Source organism: Pseudalkalibacillus berkeleyi (genome assembly GCF_021608225.1).
In the GTDB taxonomy this organism is placed as follows: domain Bacteria; phylum Bacillota; class Bacilli; order Bacillales; family Fictibacillaceae; genus Pseudalkalibacillus; species Pseudalkalibacillus berkeleyi.
This window is the reverse complement of the sequence record NZ_JAKIJS010000001.1, coordinates 1,982,357-2,009,347: the sequence shown is the minus strand read 5'-3', so window position 1 is coordinate 2,009,347 and position 26,991 is coordinate 1,982,357. Positions and strand designations below refer to the sequence as shown.

Sequence of the window (26,991 nt, the reverse complement as noted above, 5' to 3'; positions counted from 1 at the left end):
GGATGATCGATTTAATTTTAATTGGGGTATTAATTGTTGGATTCTTTGTAGGACTGAGAAGAGGACTTGTCCTTCAACTTGTCCATTTAACAGGGTTCATCGCTGCATTTGTTATTGCATATCTCTATTTTGATGAATTGGCCCCCAAACTAAGACTATGGGTTCCGTACCCAACAGTTTCTGAAGGAAGTAGTTTAGCCATATTTATGAACGCTGGATTTCTTGAAGATGCATACTACCGTGCGATTGCATTTGCCATGCTCTTCTTCGGAACTAAAATTCTTTTGCAAATACTAGGATCAATGCTCGATTTTCTTGCAGACTTACCGATTTTACGTACAATCAATGGTTGGTTAGGTGGCGTACTTGGATTTGTAGAAATATATCTAGTGATTTTCCTATTCTTGTACATCGCAGCATTAGTTCCAATCAATACGGTTCAATCCGCAATGTCAGACTCCTTTATTGCAAAAGCAATGGTAGAACACACACCCGTTTTCTCTGAGAAAATAAAGAGTATTTGGATTGCAGAAATTAATACGGAGATTTAGTTAGGGATAAGGAGACTTATCCTTTTTCTACATCTATAGTGGGTGTCTAAAAATTGTCTATTTATTAACGGCGAATTACCAACACACAGGACGTGTTAGTACTGCCGTTGTCACAGGACGTGACGGTTTCAGGCAGTGATTGTTATTTTGGATATATACCTGCGTCAAAAGTTGTGATGAAAAGAAATTTGCGACACTGATCACACAGTTATTAAATCTTACATATAAGCTACTAGTATTTCTTGGGGTGAGTTTCCTATGAATAAAAAGTTGATTATAAAAATGATGGAGCAAATTGCTTTATATATGGAAATTAAAGGTGAAAATAGTTTTAAAATCTCAGCTTATCGAAGGGCTGCGCAAGCATTAGAAAGTGATTCCCGATCGCTTGATGAAATAGATGATATTTCTAACTTGAAGGGCATCGGTAAAGGAACCTTATCTGTCATTGAAGAGATGATAGAAACCGGACAATCCTCACTGCTTGAAGAGTTGAAGGAAGAGCTTCCTGACGGTTTAATAGGTCTCTTGAACCTACCAGGACTTGGTGGAAAGAAAATTTCAAAGCTCTATCATGAATTAGGTATAACTGACATTCAGTCTTTAAAAGAAGCCTGTGAAACGAACAAAGTACAGGCGATGTCGGGATTCGGTAAGAAAACGGAAGAGAAGATTCTTGAAGCGATAGAAGACTATGGTAAAAGACCTGAGAGACTTCCAATTGCTATGATGCTTCCGATCACAGAGCGGATTGAAGAGCAACTAGAACAAATGAAGGATGTAGAACGTTATTCTCGAGCGGGTAGTATCCGCAGGTATAGTGAGACGATTAAGGATATTGATTTTATTATCGGTACTCAAACACCTGAACAAGTTGTACCATTACTCGAGGACCTTGAAAATGTTACGAATGTGATCGCTTCTGGATCTACGAAGGTATCCGTTGTTGTCACGTATGATTACGATATTTCAGTGGATTTTCGTCTCGTTAAACCAGAAGAATTCGCTACAACCCTGCACCATTTCACAGGTTCAAAGGATCATAATGTGAAAATGAGACAATTAGCTAAGTCGCGATCTGAGAAAATTAGTGAATACGGTGTTGAGGATGCAGAAACTGGCGAAATTACTAGATTTAAGACAGAAGAGGATTTCTTTCGTCACTTTGGTTTAACTTATATTCCTCCACAAATAAGACAAGGAAAAAGTGAACTGGAAATCTTTCAAGATTCTGTTCCTTATTTAGAACGGAAAGATATCAAAAGTGATTTGCATATGCATACGACTTGGAGTGATGGAGCGAACTCAATTGAGGAGATGGCAGAAGCTGCTAGGAATCAGGGGTATAGCCATATCGTCATAACGGACCACTCCCAATACCTTGTTGTTGCTAATGGACTCACGCCAGAACGAATCTTAAAACAACAGGAAGAAATCCGCAGGGTGAATGAGAAGTACGATGACTTTACTATTTTCTCAGGAATAGAAATGGATATTTTGCCAGATGGTACGTTAGATTACGATGATGGACTACTGGAAAAACTTGATTTTGTCATTGCTTCGATTCATTCTGCATTTTCTCAAAATGAAGATACCATTATGAAACGGCTTGAAACGGCACTGAATAATCCACATGTGGACTTAATTGCACACCCTACTGGTCGAATTATCGGACGGAGAGATGGATATGCAGTAGATGTGAATGCGCTAATTGATCTTGCAGCTAAGACAAATACAGCATTAGAGCTGAACGCAAATCCAAATCGATTGGATCTTGCTCCAGAATGGTTAGCGAAAGCACAAGATAAAGGTGTTAAGGTCGCTATTAATACGGATGCGCATGTTCATGAAACACTTGATCACATGGACATCGGTGTGAATGTTGGTCAAGCGGCTCTCTTACGTAAGGAGAACGTTTTAAATACCTATACGCTTAATGAGTTTCGTGCTTTTTTGAACCGACATAAGTAAAGTGAAACGTAACAGGAGGCTTTTCCGTGAATGACCGTATTTTAAGAGTACTAGAATATACAAAGATTAAGCATCAATTAAGTGAGCATGTTTCATCCTCATTAGGTAAAGAAAAGGTTAATCATCTAACACCCTGGACGAATTATGAGGATGTTACACATCAGCAAAATAGTACTGATGAAGGGGCTCAAGTATTAAGGTTGAAGGGCAATGTGCCGTTAGGTGGAATACGTGACATTCGTGCTTCTATTAAACGTACAGAGATTGGCGGTATTTTAAGTCCTGAAGAATTAGTGGACATTGGTACTACCATTTATGGAGGAAGAAGGTTCAAGAGATTTATAGAAGGCATGTTGGAAGATGAGGTAGATTTGCCAATCTTATCTGATTTCATAGACCAAATTGATCCTCTAATTGAAGTAGAACAGAAAATAAAAGAGTGTATTGATGACCAAGGACATGTGATGGATACAGCTAGTCCAGCGCTCCGAACGATCAGACAACAATTACGAAGCTATGAATCACGAATTCGGGAGAAGCTAGAATCAATCATCCGATCATCGAAAACACAAAAAATGCTCTCAGACACGATTGTCACCATCAGAAATGACCGATATGTCATTCCCGTTAAACAGGAATATCGTTCAGCATTTGGAGGTATGGTTCATGACCAATCCGCTTCAGGCGCGACGTTATTTATAGAGCCTCAAGCTGTTGTGACAATCAATAACCAATTAAAAGAAGCCAAAAGTAAAGAACACCAAGAAATACAAAGAATCCTTAAATCGTTAAGCGACCTTGTTGCAGAAGTTTCTAGCTTTTTAAGTCATAATGTAACAGTTTTATCCGAAATTGATTTTATTTTTGCAAAAGCACGCTATGGCCATTCTATTAAAGCTGTTAAACCGAAAATCAATGATCAGCAATATATGAAATTGAAGCGTGCGCGTCATCCGATGATTCCATTAGATGAAGTTGTACCGATCGATGTGGAATTAGGTGGGGAATATAACTCTCTAGTCATAACAGGTCCAAACACGGGTGGTAAGACCGTTACGTTAAAAACAATTGGACTTCTTTCTTTAATGGCCCAATCAGGTCTACAAATCCCAGTTGAAGAAGAATCGGAAGTGACGGTTTTTGAATCGATCTATGCCGATATTGGTGATGAACAATCTATAGAACAGAATCTAAGTACCTTCTCCTCCCATATGACAAACATCGTTAACATTCTCGATCAGGTCAATTTCAAGTCTCTCGTCTTGTTCGATGAGTTAGGTGCAGGAACGGATCCAACTGAAGGTGCCGCATTAGCCATTTCTATTCTCGATTACGTAAATGCACGGGGATCAAAGATTGTGGCAACTACCCACTATAGTGAATTGAAAGCTTACGCCTATAATCGAGAAGGTGTTATGAATGCGAGTGTGGAATTCGATGTGGAAACTTTACGACCAACTTATCGCTTATTGATTGGTGTCCCAGGTCGAAGTAATGCATTTGAAATCTCTAGAAGAATCGGTCTCGATGATCGAATTATAGAAGACGCTCGCTCGCACATTAGTGAGGATAATAATAAAATTGATGTGATGATTGCTTCCTTGGAAAATGCTCAAAAACAGGCAGAACAAGAGCGGTCTGAAGCGAATGATATTAATCGCGAAGCACAACAATTAAAACAAGACTTAGAGCGAAAGATGCAAGAATTCGATCAATATAAGGACAAGTTATACGAAAAAGCTGAAAATGAAGCTAAGAAATCAGTGGAAAATGCAAGGGCAGAAGCTGATGAAATTTTAAAAGAGCTTAGAGCATATCAAAAAGACCATGGTAATGTGAAAGAACATAAGTTGATTGAAGCACAAAAGCGGCTAGATGAAGCAACACCAAATAAAAGTAAATCGTTCAAGAAGAAGACATCAAAACAGGCTAAGGTGCCTGAAAATCTTAAGCCAGGTGAAGAAGTGAAAGTATTGACGGTTAATCAAAAAGGTCACATCGTTGACAAAGTCGGTCCCAATGAATATCAAGTACAGGTTGGCATTATGAAGATGACCGTTAAAGCGAATGAACTAGAACAAGTTAAACAGGAAAAAAAGCCTGAAACGAAACCGGTCGTACGTGTAGAGGGAAGTTCTGTACGAAAACCTGAACTCGATTTACGTGGAGAGCGGTATGACAATGCATTACGAGCAGTAGATAAATTTCTTGATGAATCCTTATTAGCTGGTTATCCCCAAGTTTCAATCATTCATGGAAAAGGAACGGGTGCACTACGAAATGGTGTTCAATCTTTCTTGAAAGAACACCCGAATGTGAAGAGTACCAGATTTGGATCTGCTGGTGAAGGTGGAAGTGGCGTTACAATTGTTGGACTCAAATAGAGTTAAACACAATCATAGTTAAAAGAGAAAGCGGGGAATCTATGGACAACTTGCTAGCGAATCCTTATGTAGATACGGTTGCCAATTATAGTGTAGTAGTATTAAGTCTAATTGTCTTTCTATCTATATTCGAAATTGTAACGAAATACAAAAACTGGGAAGAAATCAGTAATGGAAACTTCTCTGTTGCTCTTGCTACTGGTGGTAAAATTTTCGGGATTGCCAATATATTTAGATACTCTATTGAACATAATGATTCAATTTTGGATATGACGATATGGGGCGTATACGGGTTTATCCTCATGTTGATCGGATATTTCATTTTTGAATTCTTGACACCGAGGTTCAAAATAGACGAAGAGATTCAAAAAGATAATAGAGCTGTCGGTTTAATTTCTATGGTCATTTCCGTAGGTCTCTCATTCGTAATCGGCAGCAGTATCGGATAGGTGAATGCAATGGAAACATTATGGAAAGTACTTTTAGTTTGTTGTGGCCTTTTTATTTTAACAGGAATCATTTATTTAATCGTGTAGCAAACTTTTAATACAAAGCCTCAAGATTCTCTCCAATAGGAGGGGGTCTTTTTTACTGATTTCAATAATACATATATTAGAAGTAACAAAATTTATTGGAAATATTCTAAAAATATATAAAATTGCATGCGTTTTCATTATAATAGTGTTAGAGTGTGAGTTTTTTTAAAGGAAAGGAGCGGTATAAAAGGAGGAGATTAAGGTGGAGAAGAATTGGTTAATGCAATATCCCGAAGAGATCCCTCATGACATTGAGATTGACGAAAAGCCTTTACAGTACTATTTGGAGGAGGCGGCTAGAAAGCATCCTGAGAAACCTGCACTAGATTTTCTTGGCAAACGGATGACCTATGGTAGCGTGTACGAAGAAGCTTTAAGGATGGCAAATCGATTGCGTTCACTTGGAATAAGAAAAGGTGACCGAGTAGCCATCATGCTTCCGAATTCCCCGCAATCAGTCATTAGTTATTATGGTGCACTCATGGCTGGAGGAATTGTCGTTCAAACGAATCCTCTTTATACAGAGCGTGAACTTGAACATCAACTCATTGATTCAGGTTCTAAAATCATTATCTGTTTGGATCTATTATTTCCAAGAGTAGAGGCGGTAAAAAATCGAACTTCGCTTGAGCACATCGTAGTAACAGGTGTGAAGGACTACTTACCGTTTCCGAAGAACCTTATTTATCCATTTGTTCAGAAGAAGCAAACAAATTTGGTCGTTCGCGTGGAATACACGGATACCATTCATTCTTTCAAGAAACTGTTGGAAGAAGGCGATGTTAGTTCAATAGACATCGATTTCGATGTGAAAGAAGACCTTGCTTTATTACAGTATACTGGTGGAACAACAGGACCTGCAAAGGGTGTTATGTTAACGCATTACAACCTTGTCGCGAATACGATGCAGTGTCGAACTTGGATGTATAAGGCGAAATATGGTGAAGAAAAAATTCTTGGCGCTTTACCATTCTTCCACGTTTATGGTATGACATGTGTCATGAACTTTTCGATTATGTATCTTGGTGAAATGATCATTCTCCCTAAGTTTGATCCGAAGCAAGTACTCAAAGCGATCGGAAAGCATAAACCGACCATGTTTCCTGGCGCACCTACAATGTATATTGCACTATTGAACGACCCGAACATTCATTCATATGACCTTTCTTCCATTGCTAGCTGCATCAGTGGCTCAGCTCCTTTGCCAGTTGAAGTGCAAGAGAACTTTGAGGAGATTACAAATGGAAATCTCGTTGAAGGATATGGTTTAACTGAAGCTTCCCCTGTCACGCACGCAAATTTTCTTTATGGAAACCGTGTTATAGGTAGTATTGGTGTACCATGGCCGAATACAGAGGCTGCCATATTATCAGCAGAAACAGGGACGATTGCGGAAGAAAAGGAAGTTGGAGAATTGATGATCCGTGGTCCACAAGTAATGAAAGGCTACTGGAATCAACCTGAGGAGACCGCTTCTACGTTTCATGATGGTTGGTTGTTGACTGGTGATATGGGCTACATGGATGAAAAAGGGTACTTCTATATCGTCGATCGAAAGAAAGACATGATCATTGCAGGTGGATTCAACATCTATCCGCGTGAAATTGAAGAAATATTGTTCGAGCATCCGAAAGTGATGGAAGCTACTGTAATAGGTGTACCGGATCCTTACCGAGGAGAAACGGTAAAAGCTTTTGTCGTACTGAAGGACGGAGTGACTTGCTCTGAAGAAGAACTCGATGAACATTGTCGGAAATACCTTGCCTCCTTTAAGGTGCCGCGACTTTATGAATTCAGAGATGAACTACCAAAGACAATGGTAGGAAAGGTTCTCCGAAGAGTATTGGTTGAAGAAGAAAAGCAAAAAATAAAAGAGAACGCATAAACGACTGATGCTGATTAAACGTCAATGAACATTGATGTTTAGTCAGCATTTTTCTTTTTGGGAATCTTTTGCAATAACCCATCTGCTTTATATTTTTAACAGATTAATGATATAATTCAGATAATCAACAGGATGGCTAAAATTCTGAAAAATACGAAAGATTCATTGACTTTCCACACGTTTTTACAGTACAATGAACCCGAGTGAATGTTCATTCATTTTTTGTTAAAGGAAAAAATGAGTTAAATTGCATAGGGGAAGAACAGCTTTTCTAAGCGTCTCCAAAGCAGTTTTTCGTTTCTATAACGTGGAGGTAAAGGCATATGACCGTTAAACGAAAAGGACCTAAATATGACAAAATTATTGATGCAGCTGTATCGGTCATTGCTGAGCATGGCTATCACCAGTCGCAGATCTCGAAGATTGCACGTGAGGCAGGTGTAGCAGATGGTACCATTTATCTCTATTTCAAAAACAAGGAAGACCTATTGATTTCCTTGTTCCAAGAGAAAATGGGCCACTTTATTGACACGACAAAAAATGAAATTGAACAAAAGCATTCTGTTGAAGATAAGTTATTAACGCTGATTGAAATGCATTTCAAACAGTTATCAGTCGATCATGAACTAGCGATTGTGACACAGCTAGAATTACGTCAAACCAATCGGGCACTCCGTGCAAAGATTGGAGAAGTACTGATGCGGTACCTCGATTTAGTTGATGAAATCATTATCAACGGTATTGACCAAAAAGTCTTTCATCCTGATATTGATATACGAATTGTACGTCAAATGATCTTTGGTACAATCGATGAAACGACGACAAGCTGGGTCATGAATGATCATCGCTATGATTTGACAGCGCTTGCACAGTCTGTCCATGATCTTCTTATTAATGGCTTTCGTTATAGACCAAGTTAAGAGGAGGAGAAAATTTGGAGTACTTATCCTATTCGAAGGAAAATCAAATCGGAACGATCCTATTGCAACACGCGCCAGCCAATGCGCTTTGTTCCCCAATGATTAAAGAAATCGACACAGTGCTGAATGAAATTGAAAATGATACTGATGTCAAAGCTATTGTCATTCGTGGAGAAGGCAGGTTCTTCTCAGCCGGTGCTGACATCAAGGAATTTACAACGGTAAAAGACGCATCAGGTTTCTCTGAACTAGGTGCTTTTGGACAACAGGTGTTTGACCGGATTGAACAGTTCTCTAAACCAGTCATTGCTGCGATTCATGGAGCTGCGCTCGGTGGAGGTTTAGAGTTAGCAATGGCTTGCCATATACGTCTAGTAACGGATTCTGCGAAACTTGGTTTACCAGAATTACAACTAGGGCTTGTCCCTGGCTTTGCTGGTTCACAGCGTTTGCCGAGATATGTTGGTGCAGCAAAAGCGACAGAAATGCTTTTGACAAGTGAACCGATAATCGGTACAGATGCACTCCAGTGGGGCCTTGCAAACCATGCAGTATCTGAAGAAGACCTTCTTGATACAGCATATGGGCTAGCAAGTAAAGCAGCTAGCAAAAGTGCAGTAGCAGTTGGACTAGCCTTAGAACTAGTTGACTACGCAAGGAATGGTGAGTATGAGCAAGGTGCAAAGAAAGAAACGGAAGCCTTTGGAAAAGCTTTTGCCTCTCACGATGGACAAGAAGGAATTAAGGCATTTATAGAAAAGCGTAAGCCAGATTTTCAAGACCGATAAAATAGGAGGGAAACATAGATGAACATTTATGTCATTTTGAAAAGAACATTCGATACGGAAGAAAAGATCGCGATTGAAAACGGGAAAATCAGTGAAGATGGTGTGGAATTCATCATCAACCCATATGACGAATACGCAGTTGAAGAAGCGATTAAATTGCGTGATGAACATGGTGGAGAAGTAACGGTTGTAACAGTAGGTGAGGAAGAAAGCGATAAGCAATTACGTACAGCACTTGCTATGGGTGCAGATAAAGCCGTATTGATTGATGATGAAGATGTAGAATACGGAGACCAATATTCTACAGCTAAAATCCTTGCTGCTTACTTCAAAGATAAGGAAGTCGACATTATTCTAGGTGGAAACGTAGCAATTGACGGAGCATCTGGACAAGTAGGTCCTCGCTTAGCAGAATTATTAGATATTGCTCATGTTACAACGATCACGAGTTTAGAAATTGATGGAACGACTGCCAAAATTGAACGTGACGTAGAGGGTGACCTTGAGATTATCGAAACCTCTTTACCTGTTCTCGTAACGGCGCAACAAGGGTTGAACGAGCCACGCTACCCTTCACTACCTGGAATCATGAAAGCGAAGAAAAAGCCTCTTGAGGAGCTTGAACTAGATGATATCGATCTTGATGAGGACGATGTTGAAGGTAAAACAAGAACGTTAGAAATTTACCTTCCACCAGAAAAACAAGCAGGAAAAGTATTAGAAGGCGAAGTGGACGACCAAGTGAAAGAGCTTGTGTCATTATTACGATCTGAAGCAAAAGTGATATAGAAGGGGAGAGAAATCGATGGCGAAAAAAGTATTAGTATTAGGTGAAGTCAGAGACGGTGAACTACGTAATGTTTCTTTTGAAGCAATTGCAGCAGCAAAGGAAATTTCTGAAGGTGGAGAGATCATCGGATTAGTCTGTGGAGAAGCTGTGAGTGACGTTGCAGGTGAAATGTACAAGTATGGAGCAGACCGTGTACTTGTAGCAGAAGACGAAAATTTGAAAACGTATACATCTGATGCTTATACACAAGCATTGATGCAGGTAATTGATGCTGAAAGCCCTGAAGGTATTGTATTTGGTCACACAGCTTTAGGTAAGGATCTATCACCTCGTATTGCTGCGAAATTACAATCTGGATTAGTTTCAGATATTACGGGCATTGAGAATACTGGTGGTAATATTGTATTCACTAGACCGATTTATTCAGGTAAAGCATTCGAAAAGAAAATCATTACAGATGGATCGATGTTTGTCACGATTCGTCCTAATAACATCGAAGCACCTGAGAGAAATGATAGTCTCCAAGGTGATGTAACGAAGGTCGATGTTACTATTAAAGACTTACGTACGATCGTAAAAGAAATCATTCGTAAAACAACGGATGGTGTAGACCTTTCTGAAGCAAAAGTAATCGTTGCAGGTGGACGTGGTGTGAAGTCAACAGATGGCTTCGAACCATTGAACGAACTTGCAGAAGTTCTTGGTGCAGCTGTTGGGGCATCACGTGGAGCTTGTGATGCGGATTATTGCGATTATTCACTTCAAATCGGACAAACTGGTAAAGTTGTAACACCAGATTTATATATCGCTTGTGGTATTTCTGGTGCTATTCAGCACTTGGCTGGAATGTCTAACTCGAAAATTATCGTAGCGATTAACAAAGATCCTGAAGCGAACATTTTTAACATTGCGGATTACGGTATTGTTGGAGATCTGTTCGATGTTGTACCTAAACTAACTGAAGAATTCAAAAAGGTACTTGTTTAAAATTTAACGATGAAAGGGGCTGGCTTACATAGTCAGCCCTGTTTTTAGTATGCTAAGTTCCTTTTAAATTCACACGCCGATATGTGTGAGTTTTTTTGAAAAAGGGTATGCTACCTCTGAAAGCAAAATGTTAGGATGTTTATTCTTAAAATGATATACTTTCCATTGAAAGTGAAGAATGATTGATGAGGAGGCAAAATTTTATGGCTATTACACATGCAACAGACCAAAACTTCAATGCAGAAACTGGCGAAGGTCTAGTTTTAGCGGACTTCTGGGCACCTTGGTGTGGACCTTGTAAAATGATCGCACCTGTATTGGAAGAGATTGATAGCGAAATGAACGACGATGTAAAAATCGTAAAGTTAGATGTAGATGAGAACCAAGAAACAGCTGGAAAATTCGGTGTAATGAGTATTCCAACACTAATGCTGTTTAAGGATGGCGAAGTTGTCGATCAAGTTGTTGGTTTCCAACCAAAAGAAGCTCTTGTTGAACTAATCAACAAACACAAATAAACCTTATACCAAAACTGCTGGCTCCGTTTAGGAGTCAGCTTTTTTGTTTTTCATGAGAGAGAGTGCCGCGCACCCTAAAAATCATCAGCTCTCATTTTCTGTACATGCGGGACATCCAGACACGTACCGATCCCCGGTTCTAAACAAAGTATTGTAGAAAAAATCAAAACTTTATTTGACACTGAGAATCATTATCGATATAATACTTTACGGATAGCAGTAATGATAATCATTATCATTAACAATACATATTACGGGGGAGAACAGAATGACAAACAAATTTAAATTCGCAACAAGCAGTTTCTTAGCATTAAGCTTACTTCTTTCAGCTTGTGGACAAGATGAGAAGAAAGAAGAAAACAATACACAATCAGAGAAAAATGAAAACGAAGAGAAAGCTACTGAAACCGACAACGAGCAATCGGTTACAGAAGACATTGCTACAACAGTGGAATCATACAACACTGGGAAAGACGAATTAGCGAAAGCGAAAGAAGATAAAGAAGTGGACTATGAAATGGTCTCCAAGCTATATAAAGAAGATCTTCAATCTCTTGTGAAGAAGCGTGATGGAGAATTTGAAACTTCAATGGACCAACAAATTACAACTGCGCTTGAAGCAGGAAAATCAGGAGATCTTGACGGATATGTCGTAAAGCAAATTTTTGATAAAATCATGCAAGAAGCATTTTTCTTAACGATGCGACATGAATTCATTGAAATTAAAGAGCACTGGGGAGAAAAAGAAGAAGTAACAACTGAGCTTGAAGAAGCAAAAGCATTCTATGCTGCACTTGAAGGCACTGTTCAAAAGCGTGACGCAGCTTATTCCACAAAAATGGCAGAAACCATCCAAGGTGGATTCGATGAAATGGACCAAGCGGTTGAAAATGATGATGAGCTCGCATTCCAATTAGGTAAGCAAATCGTCGATAAAACGTTAATGCGTACATTCTACCTTGCTGTAGGTGCAGAACCTCATGGATATGCAACTAAAGCTGCTAAAGAAGCGAAAGAAGATCCAGAATCAGCTCGTGTAGAGCAAGCTGAAGGTTGGGCATTCTATCAATCACTCACAGGATACCTGGAAAAATATGCAAGTGAAGAAGCAAAAATGATTGAATCTCAATTGAACCTTGAGAGTGATGTTACGAAATTAGACCCTAAAGCAATAAATGAAGCTTTCGTAAGTGGATTTTCTAAAGTAGCACTACATGAATATGAAGAGAGCCAAGAATATTGGGGCGAAGACAAGTCAATGATCACTGCTCTAGAAGGTGCTTTATTCATTGAAATTCTTGAAACAGATTTTCAACGTGAACTAGGTGAAGATGGATATGCTGATCTACGCAAACAGGCTGAAGATTATATCGGAGCTGTAAAAGCAGATGATCAAGAGAAAGCTAAAGAAATACTAACATCCATTGAAAAAACGTTGAACGAATTTACGAAATAACATCATAGTAAGCATGATTTATATATAAGGGCTGACTCGGAGTGTCGGACACACTGTTTACACAGAAGTGTCGGGCACTTTCCTTATGAGTTCAGCCTTTTCAATATTTCATTCTTGTAAAGGTATACTATAATGATACGGTGGATAGTTTAATCGAGTAGATTAGGAAAGTTGTTGAGACTTGTGAAAATTGCAGTGACAGGTGGAGCAGGATTTATTGGAGGTCATTTGTGTAAGCGATTGATTTCTGAAATGCATGATGTGACGATCATTGATAATCTTGATCCTTATTATTCTATAAAGCAGAAACAATTACATATGAAAGATTTAGAGCGATATGGTCGCTTTACATTCATCCAGGAAGATTTAAGGGATGAAGAGAAAACGGCTGTTTTATTTCAAACGCATCAATTCGATTCCGTCATTCATCTTGCTGCTTTACCTGGAGTCACATACTCTGTAGAACAGCCAATCCCATATGTAGATTATGATATCAAGGCGACAATTAATGTATTAAAAGCCTCAGGAGAGAGTGGGGTTAACCATGTACTCTTCGCTTCGTCATCATCAGTTTATGGCAATAAGGAAGGCGCATTTAGTGAGGAGATGAGAGTTGGGGAAGTTGAATCTCCTTATGCTGCAGCAAAGGCTGGGGCCGAATCCTTTTGTCATGCCTTTCAGAGACTATATGGTTTTCAGGTGACCATTTTACGTTTATTTACGGTGTATGGTCCATGGGGTAGGCCAGATATGGCTATACCTAAATTCACGCATCGTCTTCTTTCAGGACAACCTATTGAAGTATACAGCCTTAATAGTGCAAGGGATTATACGTATGTTGAGGATTGTGTTGATGGCATACATGCAGCAATACATGCAAAGCATGCATATGAAACCTTTAACATCGGTTCCGGAAATCCGATTACAATGAACGAATTATTAAGGATCTTCCGCAGCCATTTTCCAAAAATGAATGTAATTGAGAAGCCTTGGAGAACGGGAGATGTGAATCAGACATGGTCAGATATAACGAAGGCAAGGACAATACTTAATTATGCTCCAACAATGAGTATTCAGGAAGGAATCGATAGGACGGTTCAATGGGCGAAAACATGGGATATATGAAAAGTAAGTTGATTTGGTTCATCCGACTTTTGTTCATCAGTATTTTTGTTTGGATATCCATTGTTGTATTGAAAGATGAGGAGATACAAAGCTCCTTTCTTCAGTCTTTCAATTGGTTAAGTGTCATCATTGTAACTGTAGTCTATACATCTGCCTTTTTACTCAGAGCCTTGGCTTGGCGTATTTTCTTGAAAGGATCCATCACCTTCAAGTCGAGTATGGTTGGTATCTTTTATAGTTTTGTGTTTAATCATATTTTGCCGGTTAAAGCAGGTGATTTCATTCGAGCGGGCATAGTAACCTTAAATCACCAGATTTCATTTAAACGCTCTCTTTCTTCTGTCGTAACTTTACGCATACTTGATCTCGGTGTTTTGGGAATAGTCGCTATGATTGGCGCTTTCTTATTCGGCTATCATATTTCTACCTTATTGTTTTTCTTATTTATTGTTGGCGGATTATTATTAGTCATTGTAGGGCTAATATTTAGGAAACGGTTTAAGTGGTTGAATAGAGGGGTTAATCATTTAAAAGAAATAAGTCCTAAAGCAGCCGTTATGATTGTTTCGTTAACAACAATGAGCTGGGTATTTGAAGGGATCGTCTTATTTGAAATCGCAAAAATGTTTGGATCTCCATTAGGCTACCTTCAAAGTGTTTGGGTCAACAGTCTGACTGTCGCAGGTCAAGTGTTCCATTTTACACCGGGTGGTTTAGGGACGTATGAAAGTGTTATGACAGCGGTACTTGCTTCAATGAGTATTGCCATTAAAAAAGGATACAGCATTGCTTTATCAACCCATCTTTTTAAATTTATACTTTCATTTTTCATTGGGATAGGATTAATTTTGTGGACGCCAGTACCTATTCATATGATCAAAAAGTGGGTGAATCGGAAAGGAGAACAGTCATGAAACAAGCATCAAAGTTTGAGAAAATCGCTGCAAGATGTTGGAACCTATTGAACGAAGGAAAGCCATTCACACCAATATTCATATTAGGTACGCTACTCCTATTCCATGTGCAAAGCTGGGGGGATCTTAGCTTTTGGCAAAATGGCATTCTTGCTTTGTTGTTAACCGTGCCCTTATTCATACTATTTTTTATTTATGATTTTCCATTAATGCTCAGAAACTATTTGTGGATTCCATTTGTCGTCTTTGTCGTGCTCTGGCCAGCCATACATATCCCGTTATTGTTCTTTGCAATCGGATTGTATTTCTTTTTTACAGTCTTTTTCTGGGGAACGTTTTATTATCATTTACGAATCGGTACGAGTTGGATGAACTTTACGCGATTTTGGAAGCTAGTCCTGAAAAATAGTGACTCCACAAGTGGGAATGCGCAAGAACAGCTTCCGAAGATTTTACTCGCGCTTTCGTTTTGGCATATGTTTTATCAATCTCTAACGTCTGCAAATTCATTTCGGGTAGAATCGCTCTATGGTCCATCTCTGTTCTTATTAGGGTTCTGGCTATATACTTTTATTCTTCATCGACATTTGTTTGATTGGAAACCGGAAATGTATAGCACTTATACACATGAAAATGAAAAACCAGGTGATGGCCTCTCAGATAAAGTAGTTGTGATCGTCATTGACGGTATGAGAAAGGAACGCTTTTACCAAGCCAATACGCCCTTTTTGGACAAGCTAAGAAAAGGTGGAACCGAATATACACAGATGGAAACCGTTTATCCAGCCCGTACTGTCGTATGTTTTACGTCAATGTTCACTGGGACTTATCCATTTGAACATGGGATCACGTCAAATATGGTATGGAAATTAGGCATTAAGGTTGAAAGTATTTTTGATTCATTAAGAAAGGTCGGAAAAAAGGGCCGATTGTTAGGCATCGCCCATCTCGTTGATTCACTTGGAAAAGATGTCGATACGGTTACAGCAGTCATGCACAATGACCTTGCAGATCGGAATATTATTGATCGCTCAAAAAAGATTATGAAAGAGGAAGATCCAGACTTATTTATTACGCAGTTAATCGGAACAGATCAAACAGGTCATTCTCAAGGTGTATTTTATGATGAATACATTCAAAAGATTGAAGAAGCAGACAAGTTAATAGAAGAGTTTGTAGGATGGCTAGATGATGAAGGGAAAATGAAAAATACAACGTTAATGATTTGTGCGGATCATGGACAGGCTGATGGCATTGGTGGACATGGTCATCTTGATGAAGGTGAGCGTTTTGTTCCATTTTTCTTATGGGGACCTCACATTCAGTCAGGTCAAGTCATTGAGGACCGAGAATCACTCGTATCTGTTGCACCTACCTTGGCTCACTTATTAGGAACACCCTTCCCAAGTCATAGTAGAGGGAAGATTCTCGAAAAAGCATTTCAGCAATCTTCAAATGAAAAGAGGGAACAGCATGAAGAAAATCATCGTTTTTTTACCGGCACACAATGAAGAAAACTCTATAGAAGATGTAATTAATCGTATACCGAGAGACTTTCATGCTGATTATAAGGTGGAGATACTCGTAATAGATGATGGATCAACTGACAGGACTGTACAAATTGCTAAACGTGCAGGAGCGGACCATATCCGCTCCTTTCAACAGAATAAAGGCCTAGGTGCAGCTGTCAGAGAAGGACTTCACGTCTCAGCTGAGTTAGACGCTGAAATCAGTGTAATGATCGATGCGGATAATGAATACCCATCTGAACAAATTCCTGAATTGGTTGCACCCATTATCAATGGAAATGCAGATTATGTAATGGGGTCACGCTTCAAAGGAACGATAAAGGGTATGAAGATACACCGGAGACTTGGGAATTACTTGTTCACTTTGATTCAATCGATCCTCCTTAAACGTTGGATTTACGATGGCCAGTCTGGTATGAGAGCTTTTTCTAGAGAAGCGACACAGGATGCGGAAATTATCCATGACTATAATTATGCCCAAGTGGTAACGTTGAACCTTGTGAGGAAAGGTTATCGTATGAAAGAAATTCCAATCCGCTATCAAGTCCGTACAAAGGGACAATCATTTATTAAGTTCAAAGCCTATATGTCTAGCGTAATTCCAGCCATTTATAAAGAGATGAGACGAAAACCGGCACATAAAGCATATAAGGATGAGCTAACTGAGAATCAATTTCGCTAAAAGCGTTGACTTTTTGCATGATAATGATTATCATTTACGATGAAGGGAAGATGAATATGCGCGTTTTACTTCAAACTATGTTACTCGTATTACTGACAATATCAATTCCAATAGAAGCAATGGCATACTCTTACGGGGATCCAAGTGAAGAGCAGGTAGCCATCGCCTATGAGGAAATGATGGGTTATTTAAACAACGATGATTATGATAAAGCTCGAGAAATGTTCAATACAGTGAAAGAAGAAATTCAATTACATATGGGTAATGAAGTGGTAGCAAACGTTGAAGAAGCTTTTGATGCAGAGGATAAAGAGTCGATCATCAACCATATGCAAACGATCCTCGTCTTAAATATTTCAAGACGTTTAGGAGCTATTGAAAAGAAATTTGATGATGTTGATAAAAATAAGGTTTTATTAGCTAAAGCCAATGCTACATATAAAGTCCTTTCTCCAAATGTACAAAATGAAAAACCCGAAACGAACAGCAAGATAAAAGAGGAGTTTGAAAATGCTCTAAAAGCATTAGGCAATCCAGGGTTATTCGGAGTCGGAGAAAAGGAAGCAGATTTTGAAGGCTACAAGGAAAGTAAGGAAGTCATTCTGAATGAATTAAAACAATACTTCGATTTAGAAAGTGTTGAAGTTGGACATTACGCCAATGATGGCACATCTGATGATGGACAGAATAGTACTCAGAGCTGGACGGATTACGCTCAGCTGAAGAACTGGGTACCCATGATTGTCATAGCAGTGATTATTATCGGAGTCGTCTTTTACGTTCGTAGAAGAAGATAAGAGGCCTGAACTAGATAGGGGAGAGAGACATGTCGAGTTTAGAAATTCAAGCATTATTGATTACATTTCGAGAAGTGTTAGAAGCTTTACTTATAGTTGGAATTATCACCACTTACCTAAAGCGAATTAAAAGACCAGAATTTACAAAGTATGTCTGGCTAGGAGTGGGCTTAGCCGTACTTGCTAGCTTTGGAGCGGCATTATTGTTCCAAGTTGTCTTTACAGGCTTTGCAGCTATGGGTAGTGAAATGTATTTGAAAATCTCAATCATGCTCATTTCTTCGGTACTCTTAACCCAAATGGTATTTTGGATGGCGAAGCATAGTCGTAACATGAAGGGTGAAATGGAATCAAAGCTAGATGGATTCTTAACAACTGGTAATGTGGTCGGTATGGTCATCCATTCTTTTCTAGTCGTACTCCGTGAAGGAATCGAAACAGTATTTTTCTTTGCCGCAATTACAGGTGGAAACATTGAAAAAGCCATTACAGGTTGGGGAGCAATCTCTGGTGTACTTATCGCAGTTACTATATCTTATTTCTTCTTTAAAGGTACAATGAGAGTGCCGTTGAAGACTTTCTTTAAAGTAACAGGTGCATTTATCGTTATCGTTGCTGCTGGATTGCTTGTCCAAGGCATTTCTATGATGCAAGATTTGAAGATTATTGGAAGTGTCATGCCGCATGCTTATAATCTGACAGCTTTTCTACCTGAACATCCAATAGATTATGCGCACTATATTAGGGACAATGGTGTAGCACCACTTATGTCAGGGGAAATCGGCATATTCTTCAAGGCACTGTTCGGGTATTCATCCATGCCTTCGATAGAAGAAGTTGTCGCCTATATCGGATATTTCGTTGTCATTTACTTATTAGTAAAACATAACGGAAAAGAAAAGGTTCAGAAACCTACTTCGCAAAAGACAAGTACTGCAAATGCTTACCAAAAGAACTCAGCTGGTGTGTCTACCATTAACACTTAAATGAGAGCGACAAGACGGATACAGAAATGTATGCGTCTTGTTTTCATTTCCATAGAGTGCTGTTATTGTTAAGTGTGTTCTCATTCACAATCGAAGTAGATCATAGTTACATATAAAGATGAGGCGAGGAAACGTATGGTGAATCATAATGGAAAAGAGTAAAACAATATACATATTAGCTCTAGTCTTATTTGGGGCATTTATTTTATTCATACGTACTTCTTTCGCAAGTTCATATGCCTCGACTTGGGATATGGTAGATTTCAGCCTTGCGATCGATCAGTTTGATTTGTTCATGATGCAGCCTCACTTTCCTGGATACCCTTATTTTATATTTATGGGGATGCTCGTAAATGCAGGTATTGATGATCCTGCACAATCTTTATCCATCGTGAATGGTGTATTAATGACAACGGCAATTATTCCTGTATTTCTTTATTTAGGTAAAAGAATGGAATACTGGTTGGCTATTATTGGCGCGTTAGTCGTACAATCCTCTACATACATTTGGATTATGTCTACACAACCTATGAGTGAAGCTTCTGCAGTCGCTTTACTTCTTTGGTTCGTTTGGGCATTAGATGTTTCATTAAGAAATCCGGAAAAGCTAAGGTTTTCTATCCTAGCATCATTCTTATTTAGTTTAGTGATGGGCATTCGTTTATCCTATTTTCCGCTTGGTATCGGATTATTGATCGTATGGTGGATCCGGTGGAGGAAAACTCGTGAAACGAGTATATTGATTTTGGAAACGGGACTGTTTTTATTATTCCAAGCAATTTGGATTAACGGGTTAATTGTTAGTGCTGGAGGTATTTCTTCATTCTTGGAGTTGTCTGTTGCTTTTACAAATGGTCACTTTAGTGAATGGGGAGGCTCGGTTGCAACGAGTAATTTATCATTGCTTGAGCGCTTCATCCAGTTAACATTTGTGAATTTTATATGGACTGGCGTACTCGGTGAATCCACTGTAACCGGTTTTCTTATGCTCCTACTGGTTTGTCTAATTTTTTCAAGAAAACCGGCATTCGAGAAATCTGCTTATTTAATTGTCCTCTTAATGATCACCTATTTCATATGGGCATTAGTTGGTCAAAATATTGAAAAACCGAGACATATCCTCCCACTTGTTCCTTTGTTCATGATCATTTTCATAAATCTAGCGGGAAGTATAAAAAGGTCGAAGTGGAACAGTGTGGTGCTCACACTAACACTTGTTCCCCTTATGATGATACAATCAATACAAGGAATTTCACACTTGAAGGAAATTAAAACACAAACGCCTGCTTCCTATCAGTTAACAAATTATATGTCTGAGTTAGATGACCGTTCAGTCATATTCACATGGGAAGAAGAACGTGTTTTTGATTATTTGCATGCCCCTTTTTATTATAAGAAGGTTTATCGATACCACCTATTTAAAGAGGAAATGAATCATTTCAAGAATCATCGCATTTTCGTTACGGATCGCGTTCTAAAAGGTTTTAAAATTCAAGGAGTGGAAGTGTCTACTCGATTTAGAAAGGTGAAAACCTTCCAGTCAAACCATTTAGTCGATCCTATTTATAGCACGATTACATTGTATGAATGGGATCCCACGAACAAAACTCCTTAAAGGAGGAGAATGTATGGAACACCACCTCAAACAAAAATTGTCAGTGCTTCCGAATCAACCTGGCTGTTACTTAATGAAGGCTCGGAATGGCACGATCATATATGTTGGAAAAGCGAAAAATTTACGCAACCGTGTTCGATCTTATTTTACCGGATCACACGATGGAAAGACGCAAAGGCTCGTATTGGAAATCGTGGATTTTGAATACATCGTCACGTCTTCAGATTTAGAAGCACTTGTACTGGAAATGAATCTAATCAAGAAGCATGATCCGCGTTATAACGTCATGCTTAAAGATGATAAAAGTTATCCATATATAAAAATTACTAATGAGAAGCATCCTAGGTTAATTACGTCCCGTCAAATAAAGAAAAAGTCCGGACGTTATTTTGGTCCTTATCCAAATGCTTATGCTGCAAATGAAACGAAGAAACTTCTAGACCGCATTTATCCACTAAGAAAGTGTAATAAATTACCGGACCGTGTCTGTCTGTATTATCATATGGGACAGTGCCTTGCTCCTTGTGTATATGATGTTACAGAGGAACAAAATCGAGAAATGGTAGAGGGTATTATTAGGTTTTTGAATGGTGGACATCAAGATGTAAAGAAGGATCTTCAGAAGAAGATGGAAAAAGCAGCAGAGGAACTAGAGTTTGAACGCGCAAAGGAGCTTCGTGATCAAATTCGTCATATCGAATCTGTAATGGAACAACAGAAGATGGTTCATACAGACCAAAAGGATCGAGATGTGTTTGGATATCACGTAGATAAAGGCTGGATGTGCGTTCAAGTTTTCTTTGTACGACAAGGAAAGTTGATTGAACGAGACGTTTCTCTTTTCCCGATATATAACGACTCGGAAGAAGAATTCTTATCCTTTGTTGGGCAGTTCTATCTACAGAAGAATCATATTATGCCTAAGGAAATCTTAGTGCCCAAGCATGTTGAGAATGAATTGCTAGAAAAATTGCTTAAAATCCCTGTCTCTCAACCACAGCGAGGAAAGAAAAAAGACTTAGTAAATTTAGCTACAAAGAATGCTAAGATCGCATTGAGTGAAAAGTTTGAGTTGATTCAAAGAGATGAAGAGCGAACGATCAAGGCAATAGAAAATCTCGGAAATCAATTAGGAATTGATACACCAATTCGGATAGAAGCCTTTGATAATTCTAACATCCAAGGGACAAATCCAGTTTCTGCAATGGTTGTGTTTACGGATGGAAAGCCAGACAAAAAGCAATATCGAAAATATAAAATTAAGACTGTTGAAGGACCAGACGATTATGCTTCTATGCGAGAAGTCACTCGAAGACGTTATTCAAGGGTATTAAAAGAAGATATACCGTTACCTGATTTAATTATCATTGATGGCGGAAAAGGACAAATCAGTGCTGCCATCGATGTCTTGGAGAATGAACTTGGTTTATCGATTCCTGTATGTGGACTTGTAAAAGATGACAAGCATAATACTGCACAGTTGATGATGGGCGACCCACCGGCGATTGTTCCTTTGTCACGGAATAGTCAGGAATTTTACTTACTACAAAGAATACAAGATGAGGTTCACCGATTTGCCATCACATTTCACCGGCAAATTCGAGAAAAGGGCATGGTTCAATCGAGTTTGGACAGTATTCCTGGTATCGGAGAAAAGAGAAGAAAAGCTTTGTTGCGTCACTTCGGCTCCTTTAAGCGAATTAAACAAGCTTCTGTTGAAGATTTAACAAATGCTCAAATTCCAAGCTCGGTGGCTGAAAATATTGTGACTTACTTTGCTGATTTGGAGAAAGATAGAGAAGAAAAGTAAGCTCATAAACTTGTAAAAAATGAACCGATTTAAAAAGGCTGATCAATTCCAAAGTATGGATATGATCAGCCTTTTGTTTATATTAACTATGAACCGGGTTTTCCTCGGTATCTTTAACTTCATCCTTACGGTCCCATTGAACTTTGAAAATGATTTTATCGAGTTTCCCACGTTTTACTTCTTCCAATGATTCCGTTATTTTTTCTTTCTTCCGTTGAATTTGTTCTGCTAGAAATCCTGCTTCTAATTGAAAGGAATCATGTTTCCTCTTCGTAAGTAAGTCAGAAATTCGCTCCGAAGTTAGTTCGAAGGTCATATCTTTGGTTGTTTCTTCTTTTAAGGTAAGTTCGCCAAAATTAGCTTTTGCGAAAAACTGAATAAGTTCTTCAGTCGTGTCCATAGGATATTTGCGTGCTAACGTTCTTCCTGCCCAATATAAAAGACTTTGATCCTCTTTCCCAAGTAGCTCTGGTAGTAGCACATCTCTTAATAATTCATACCCAAATAAATAGCTTTCTTTTTCACTAGGTTGTGGAAGGATATTCTTGTCTTTTTTCATATAACCACTCCTTTCCTTCCCCAAAATCACTTTCTTTATTATATAACAATCCTGTGAATGTCGAAACGACAAAGTAATCTTTAAAAATGTAAGTATGATTTTTTTATAGTGTAAATGGTTAAAGTAAGGGACGTAAATGCTTTATATAGAAAGGGCTTTCATGTTCATGAACTTTCTGAAAATCAATTGTATTCGTTTTCTTGACGGTCCTATATGATGAGAGTACAATAAACATGTTATCAATTCTTGTCGGAGCTTGTCTTCGGCGGACGATTTTTTCCTGAGCGTATGATCGGAATTTTGAATTTATTTGAATTTGCAGCGGCAACACTATCAAAAGGGGGCACAGACATGGCAAATAATAAGGATTTTGTTTTAAGAAGACTACATTCGTTACTTGGTGTTATACCAATTGGTTTATATTTAGTACAACATTTAACAGTAAACCATTTTGCGACAAGAGGTCGTGAAGAATTTAATGCTGCAGCACACTTTATGGAGACACTTCCATTTCGTTATTTCCTTGAAATTTTCGTCATTTTTCTACCGATCATCTTTCATGCTGTATTTGGATTGTACATAACATTTCAGGCTCGTAATAATGCAAACCGATATGGTTACTTCCGAAACTGGATGTTCATGCTTCAGCGTGTAACAGGAATTATCACTTTGATATTCATTTCATGGCACGTATGGGAAACTCGAGTTGCAGCTGCATTCGGTGCAGAAGTGAATTTCAACATGATGGAAGAAATTTTTAGTAATCCAATCATGGTTTGGTTCTACGTAATTGGTGTCTTATCAACGATCTTCCATTTCTCAAACGGATTATGGTCGTTTTTAGTTAGCTGGGGTATTGCGGTTTCTCCACGCTCACAAAAGATCGCTACTTATGTGACAGTCGGAATATTCTTTGCAGTTTCAATTATTGGAATGCGTTCGATTTTCGCATTCGTATACCCTGAATGGTTTGCTTCTCTTGCGACAAACCTACCAATTTTATAAGGAGTGAGTCACGATGAGCAAAGGTAATATCATAATTGTTGGTGGTGGATTGGCAGGACTCATGGCTGCAATCAAATCCGCCGAATCAGGAATGCACGTTGATTTGTTCTCACTCGTACCTGTTAAACGCTCTCACTCCGTTTGTGCGCAAGGCGGAATAAACGGAGCGGTTAACACAAAAGGTGAAGGTGATTCGCCTTGGGAACACTTTGATGACACGGTATATGGTGGAGACTTCCTTGCGAACCAACCGCCAGTAAAAGCGATGTGTGATGCTGCACCTGGTATCATTCATTTATTAGATCGAATGGGTGTTATGTTCAACCGTACACCAGAAGGATTGTTGGACTTCCGACGCTTTGGAGGTACTCAACATCATAGAACAGCATTTGCTGGTGCCACAACAGGTCAGCAACTTCTTTATGCACTTGACGAGCAGGTGCGACGCTATGAAGTACAAGGTCTAGTTACGAAGTATGAAGGATGGGATTTCCAATCAGCAGTACTAGACGACGATCAAGTTTGTCGTGGTATCGTAGCTCAGAACTTGAAAACTTCTGAAATTCAAAGCTTTAAGTCAGATGCTGTCATTATGGCAACAGGTGGACCTGGTGTCATTTTCGGAAAATCTACGAACTCTGTAATCAATACTGGTGCAGCAGCATCAGCACTTTACCAACAGGGTGTTCACTATGCAAATGGTGAATTTATTCAAATTCATCCAACAGCAATTCCTGGAGACGATAAACTTCGATTGATGAGTGAATCAGCTCGTGGTGAAGGTGGACGTGTTTGGACTTATAAAGATGGTAAGCCTTGGTACTTCTTAGAAGAAAAGTATCCTGCTTATGGAAACTTAGTTCCACGTGATATTGCTACACGTGAAATTTTCGATGTTTGTGTGAGACAAAAGCTTGGTATAAATGGTGAAAACATGGTTTACCTCGATCTTTCTCACAAAGATCCTAAAGAGCTCGATATTAAGCTCGGTGGAATCATTGAAATCTATGAAAAGTTCATGGGAGATGACCCACGCAAAGTACCAATGAAGATCTTCCCTGCTGTCCATTATTCAATGGGTGGAATGTGGATCGATTATAATCAAATGACGAACATACCTGGTCTATTTGCAGCTGGAGAATGTGATTATTCACAGCACGGTGCAAACCGCTTAGGTGCGAACTCGTTGCTTTCTTCCATCTTTGGCGGAATGGTTGCAGGACCGAAGGCTGCAGAGTACATCAACGGTTTAGAAAAGACAACTGAAGATATCTCTTCTACGGTTTATGAGCGTCAAGTGAAGAAAGAAGAAGATCACTTAGCGCAAATTATGAAAATGGATGGCACTGAAAATGCATATCAACTTCATAAAGAGTTAGGTGAGTGGATGACTGCGAACGTTACAGTTGTTCGCCATAACGATAAGTTGAAAGAAACAGACGATAAGATTGTGGAATTGATGGAGCGGTATAAAAATATCAACATCAATGATACTTCTAAATGGAGTAACCAAGGTGTATCGTTTACACGTCAATTGTGGCACATGCTTCAATTAGCACGTGTCGTAACTTTAGGAGCATTAAATCGTAACGAAAGTCGTGGAGCGCATTACAAGCCAGACTTCCCAGATCGTAATGATGAAGAATGGTTGAAGACAACAAAAGCCATCTTTAATCCAGAGAAGAATGGTCCAGACTTTGAATACGAACCTGTTGATACGTCTCTCATCGAACCACGTAAGCGTGATTATTCTAAGAAGAAGGGGGCGAAATAATTAATCATGGCTGAAGAGAAAAAGATTCAATTCATAATTAAACGGCAGGACAACCCTGATTCAGCAGCTTATGATGAACAGTTTGAGATCCCTTATCGACCGAATATGAATGTCATTTCGGCATTGATGGAAATCCGTCGTAACCCAGTGAATAGTAAGGGTGAGAACACAACGCCAATTACTTGGGAAATGGGATGTTTAGAAGAGGTTTGCGGAGCTTGTTCAATGGTCATCAACGGTAAACCTCGTCAATCATGTACAGCGCTTGTTGATAAGTTAGAACAACCGATTCGTCTTGAGCCAATGTCAACATTCCCTGTCGTACGCGACCTTCAAGTTGATCGTAGTCGAATGTTTGATGCATTGAAGAAAGTAAAGGCGTGGATTCCTATTGATGGAACTTACGATCTAGGACCTGGACCGCGTATGCCTGAAACGAAACGACAATGGGCATATGAACTTTCGAAGTGTATGACATGTGGTGTTTGTTTAGAAGCTTGTCCGAATGTGAATGATAAATCAGACTTTATCGGACCTGCTCCATTATCTCAAGTACGTTTATTCAACGCTCATCCAACGGGTGAAATGAATAAAGCAGAACGTTTGGAAGCATTAATGGGTGACGGTGGACTAGCTTCATGTGGTAATTCACAAAACTGTGTCCAATCATGTCCTAAAGGTATTCCATTAACAACTTCTATCGCAGCATTAAATCGTGATACAACATTACAATCGTTCCGAAGCTTTTTCGGATCAGATGCTCAATAGAATAATATGACAAACTACAAGGACTGACCGAATAAATGGCAGTCCTTGTTATTTAATTAGGAGGGGTTTTATGAAACAGATTAGTTATATACAAGACTGGGAAAATTGGGTAAAGGATTTTCATTTTTTTATTGATGTAAAAGTACGCTTTTCTGAAGTAGATCCGTTTAATCATTTAAATAATACTGTACCTTTTGTTTATTTTGAAGATGCAAGAATTCAACTTTTTAAAGAACTAGGTTTCATGGGAGAATGGAACAAGCCTGAGGTAAATACAATACCAGTTGTGTCAGACCTTCAATGTGATTTTTTAAATCAAGTGTACTTCGACGAAGCACTCAAAATTTATGTGAAAGTCGCTCGGATAGGTAAAACTTCTATAGACTTGCATTATATGGCAGAGAATGAGCAAGGTAACGCTGTGTTTGTAGGACGTGGCCGAATTGTACATATCGATAAAAATACTGGAAAACCGGAATTATGGTCTGGCCACATGGTTGAACGAATGGAAAATATAAAGAATTCGATAAAGATATAAGATTTTTTTATGCGTGGCAAGTCACGACCAATTTCATCCCTTCATATGATATGTTGACTAAATATCTTTTCTGCATAACCGCAGCTCGTTAGCCCATGCAAGG

General features: G+C 38.9%; 24 protein-coding genes. 23 read left to right on the top strand and 1 reads right to left on the bottom strand.

Annotated elements, in window-relative coordinates:
* Positions 1–2 precede the first annotated feature (2 nt).
* From L2716_RS10575 to uvrC, 19 genes are all read left to right on the top strand, one after another.
* Positions 3–551 carry a CvpA family protein gene (locus L2716_RS10575; protein ID WP_236334374.1) on the top strand — a complete coding sequence of 183 codons (549 nt, stop codon included), beginning with the start codon at positions 3–5 and terminating at the stop codon, positions 549–551.
* A 258-nt stretch (positions 552–809) separates the two neighbouring features.
* The gene (polX, locus tag L2716_RS10570; RefSeq protein WP_236334372.1) at positions 810–2,522 is read left to right on the top strand and encodes a DNA polymerase/3'-5' exonuclease PolX; all 1,713 of its coding nucleotides are present in this window, start codon (positions 810–812) and stop codon (positions 2,520–2,522) included.
* 26 nt (positions 2,523–2,548) lie between these two features.
* Complete coding sequence (locus L2716_RS10565; protein WP_236334370.1) at positions 2,549–4,906, top strand: endonuclease MutS2; 2,358 nt, start codon at positions 2,549–2,551, stop codon at positions 4,904–4,906.
* A gap of 41 nt (positions 4,907–4,947) precedes the next feature.
* Entirely contained in the window at positions 4,948–5,355 is a 408-nt protein-coding gene (locus tag L2716_RS10560; RefSeq protein WP_236334368.1) for a DUF350 domain-containing protein, read from the top strand.
* Positions 5,356–5,662: 307 nt separating this feature from the next.
* Positions 5,663–7,327: an AMP-binding protein gene (locus L2716_RS10555; protein ID WP_268964047.1), complete on the top strand. Its 1,665-nt coding sequence runs from the start codon at positions 5,663–5,665 to the stop codon at positions 7,325–7,327.
* A 323-nt stretch (positions 7,328–7,650) separates the two neighbouring features.
* Entirely contained in the window at positions 7,651–8,247 is a 597-nt protein-coding gene (gene fadR, locus L2716_RS10550; protein ID WP_236334366.1) for a fatty acid metabolism transcriptional regulator FadR, read from the top strand.
* 14 nt (positions 8,248–8,261) lie between these two features.
* Positions 8,262–9,035, top strand: coding sequence for an enoyl-CoA hydratase (locus L2716_RS10545; protein WP_236334364.1), 774 nt, complete (start codon positions 8,262–8,264; stop codon positions 9,033–9,035).
* Between the two features lie 18 nt (positions 9,036–9,053).
* Positions 9,054–9,824 carry an electron transfer flavoprotein subunit beta/FixA family protein gene (locus L2716_RS10540; RefSeq protein ID WP_236334362.1) on the top strand — a complete coding sequence of 257 codons (771 nt, stop codon included), beginning with the start codon at positions 9,054–9,056 and terminating at the stop codon, positions 9,822–9,824.
* 16 nt (positions 9,825–9,840) lie between these two features.
* Positions 9,841–10,812: an electron transfer flavoprotein subunit alpha/FixB family protein gene (locus L2716_RS10535; RefSeq protein WP_236334360.1), complete on the top strand. Its 972-nt coding sequence runs from the start codon at positions 9,841–9,843 to the stop codon at positions 10,810–10,812.
* Positions 10,813–11,015: 203 nt separating this feature from the next.
* Positions 11,016–11,330 carry a thioredoxin gene (gene trxA / locus L2716_RS10530; protein WP_236334358.1) on the top strand — a complete coding sequence of 105 codons (315 nt, stop codon included), beginning with the start codon at positions 11,016–11,018 and terminating at the stop codon, positions 11,328–11,330.
* Between the two features lie 268 nt (positions 11,331–11,598).
* On the top strand, positions 11,599–12,786 hold the full coding sequence (locus tag L2716_RS10525; protein ID WP_236334356.1) for a hypothetical protein: 1,188 nt from the start codon (positions 11,599–11,601) through the stop codon (positions 12,784–12,786).
* A 171-nt stretch (positions 12,787–12,957) separates the two neighbouring features.
* The gene (locus L2716_RS10520; RefSeq protein ID WP_268963975.1) at positions 12,958–13,911 is read left to right on the top strand and encodes an NAD-dependent epimerase/dehydratase family protein; all 954 of its coding nucleotides are present in this window, start codon (positions 12,958–12,960) and stop codon (positions 13,909–13,911) included.
* Entirely contained in the window at positions 13,899–14,825 is a 927-nt protein-coding gene (locus L2716_RS10515; RefSeq protein WP_236334354.1) for a lysylphosphatidylglycerol synthase transmembrane domain-containing protein, read from the top strand. The genes L2716_RS10520 and L2716_RS10515 overlap by 13 nt, the downstream gene beginning before the upstream one ends.
* Positions 14,822–16,336, top strand: a complete 1,515-nt coding sequence (locus L2716_RS10510) for an alkaline phosphatase family protein (RefSeq protein ID WP_236334352.1) — start codon at positions 14,822–14,824, stop codon at positions 16,334–16,336. Before L2716_RS10515 ends, L2716_RS10510 begins: the two co-directional genes overlap by 4 nt.
* Positions 16,299–17,036 (top strand): glycosyltransferase family 2 protein, encoded by a 738-nt coding sequence (locus L2716_RS10505; protein ID WP_236334350.1) that lies wholly within the window; start codon positions 16,299–16,301, stop codon positions 17,034–17,036. The genes L2716_RS10510 and L2716_RS10505 overlap by 38 nt, the downstream gene beginning before the upstream one ends.
* Before the next feature lie 17 nt (positions 17,037–17,053).
* Complete coding sequence (locus L2716_RS10500; protein ID WP_236334348.1) at positions 17,054–17,833, top strand: hypothetical protein; 780 nt, start codon at positions 17,054–17,056, stop codon at positions 17,831–17,833.
* Between the two features lie 29 nt (positions 17,834–17,862).
* On the top strand, positions 17,863–18,819 hold the full coding sequence (locus L2716_RS10495) for an FTR1 family iron permease (RefSeq protein ID WP_236334346.1): 957 nt from the start codon (positions 17,863–17,865) through the stop codon (positions 18,817–18,819).
* A gap of 148 nt (positions 18,820–18,967) precedes the next feature.
* Entirely contained in the window at positions 18,968–20,434 is a 1,467-nt protein-coding gene (locus tag L2716_RS10490) for a nucleoporin-interacting protein (RefSeq protein ID WP_236334344.1), read from the top strand.
* Positions 20,435–20,447: 13 nt separating this feature from the next.
* Complete coding sequence (uvrC, locus tag L2716_RS10485; protein ID WP_236334342.1) at positions 20,448–22,244, top strand: excinuclease ABC subunit UvrC; 1,797 nt, start codon at positions 20,448–20,450, stop codon at positions 22,242–22,244.
* Positions 22,245–22,326: 82 nt separating this feature from the next.
* On the opposite strand, the gene L2716_RS10480 is transcribed toward uvrC, so the two are convergent.
* On the bottom strand, positions 22,327–22,803 hold the full coding sequence (locus tag L2716_RS10480; RefSeq protein WP_236334339.1) for a YslB family protein: 477 nt from the start codon (positions 22,801–22,803) through the stop codon (positions 22,327–22,329).
* A 351-nt stretch (positions 22,804–23,154) separates the two neighbouring features.
* On the opposite strand from L2716_RS10480, the gene L2716_RS10475 reads away from it, so the two are divergent.
* The 4 genes from L2716_RS10475 to L2716_RS10460 all read left to right on the top strand — a co-directional run bounded on the left by L2716_RS10475 (position 23,155) and on the right by L2716_RS10460 (position 26,888).
* On the top strand, positions 23,155–23,808 hold the full coding sequence (locus L2716_RS10475) for a succinate dehydrogenase cytochrome b558 subunit (protein WP_236334337.1): 654 nt from the start codon (positions 23,155–23,157) through the stop codon (positions 23,806–23,808).
* A gap of 13 nt (positions 23,809–23,821) precedes the next feature.
* Positions 23,822–25,582 carry a succinate dehydrogenase flavoprotein subunit gene (sdhA, locus tag L2716_RS10470; protein ID WP_236334335.1) on the top strand — a complete coding sequence of 587 codons (1,761 nt, stop codon included), beginning with the start codon at positions 23,822–23,824 and terminating at the stop codon, positions 25,580–25,582.
* 6 nt (positions 25,583–25,588) lie between these two features.
* Positions 25,589–26,350 carry a succinate dehydrogenase iron-sulfur subunit gene (gene sdhB / locus L2716_RS10465; RefSeq protein WP_236334333.1) on the top strand — a complete coding sequence of 254 codons (762 nt, stop codon included), beginning with the start codon at positions 25,589–25,591 and terminating at the stop codon, positions 26,348–26,350.
* A 70-nt stretch (positions 26,351–26,420) separates the two neighbouring features.
* Positions 26,421–26,888 carry an acyl-CoA thioesterase gene (locus tag L2716_RS10460; protein ID WP_236334332.1) on the top strand — a complete coding sequence of 156 codons (468 nt, stop codon included), beginning with the start codon at positions 26,421–26,423 and terminating at the stop codon, positions 26,886–26,888.
* The last annotated feature ends 103 nt before the right edge of the window (positions 26,889–26,991 follow it).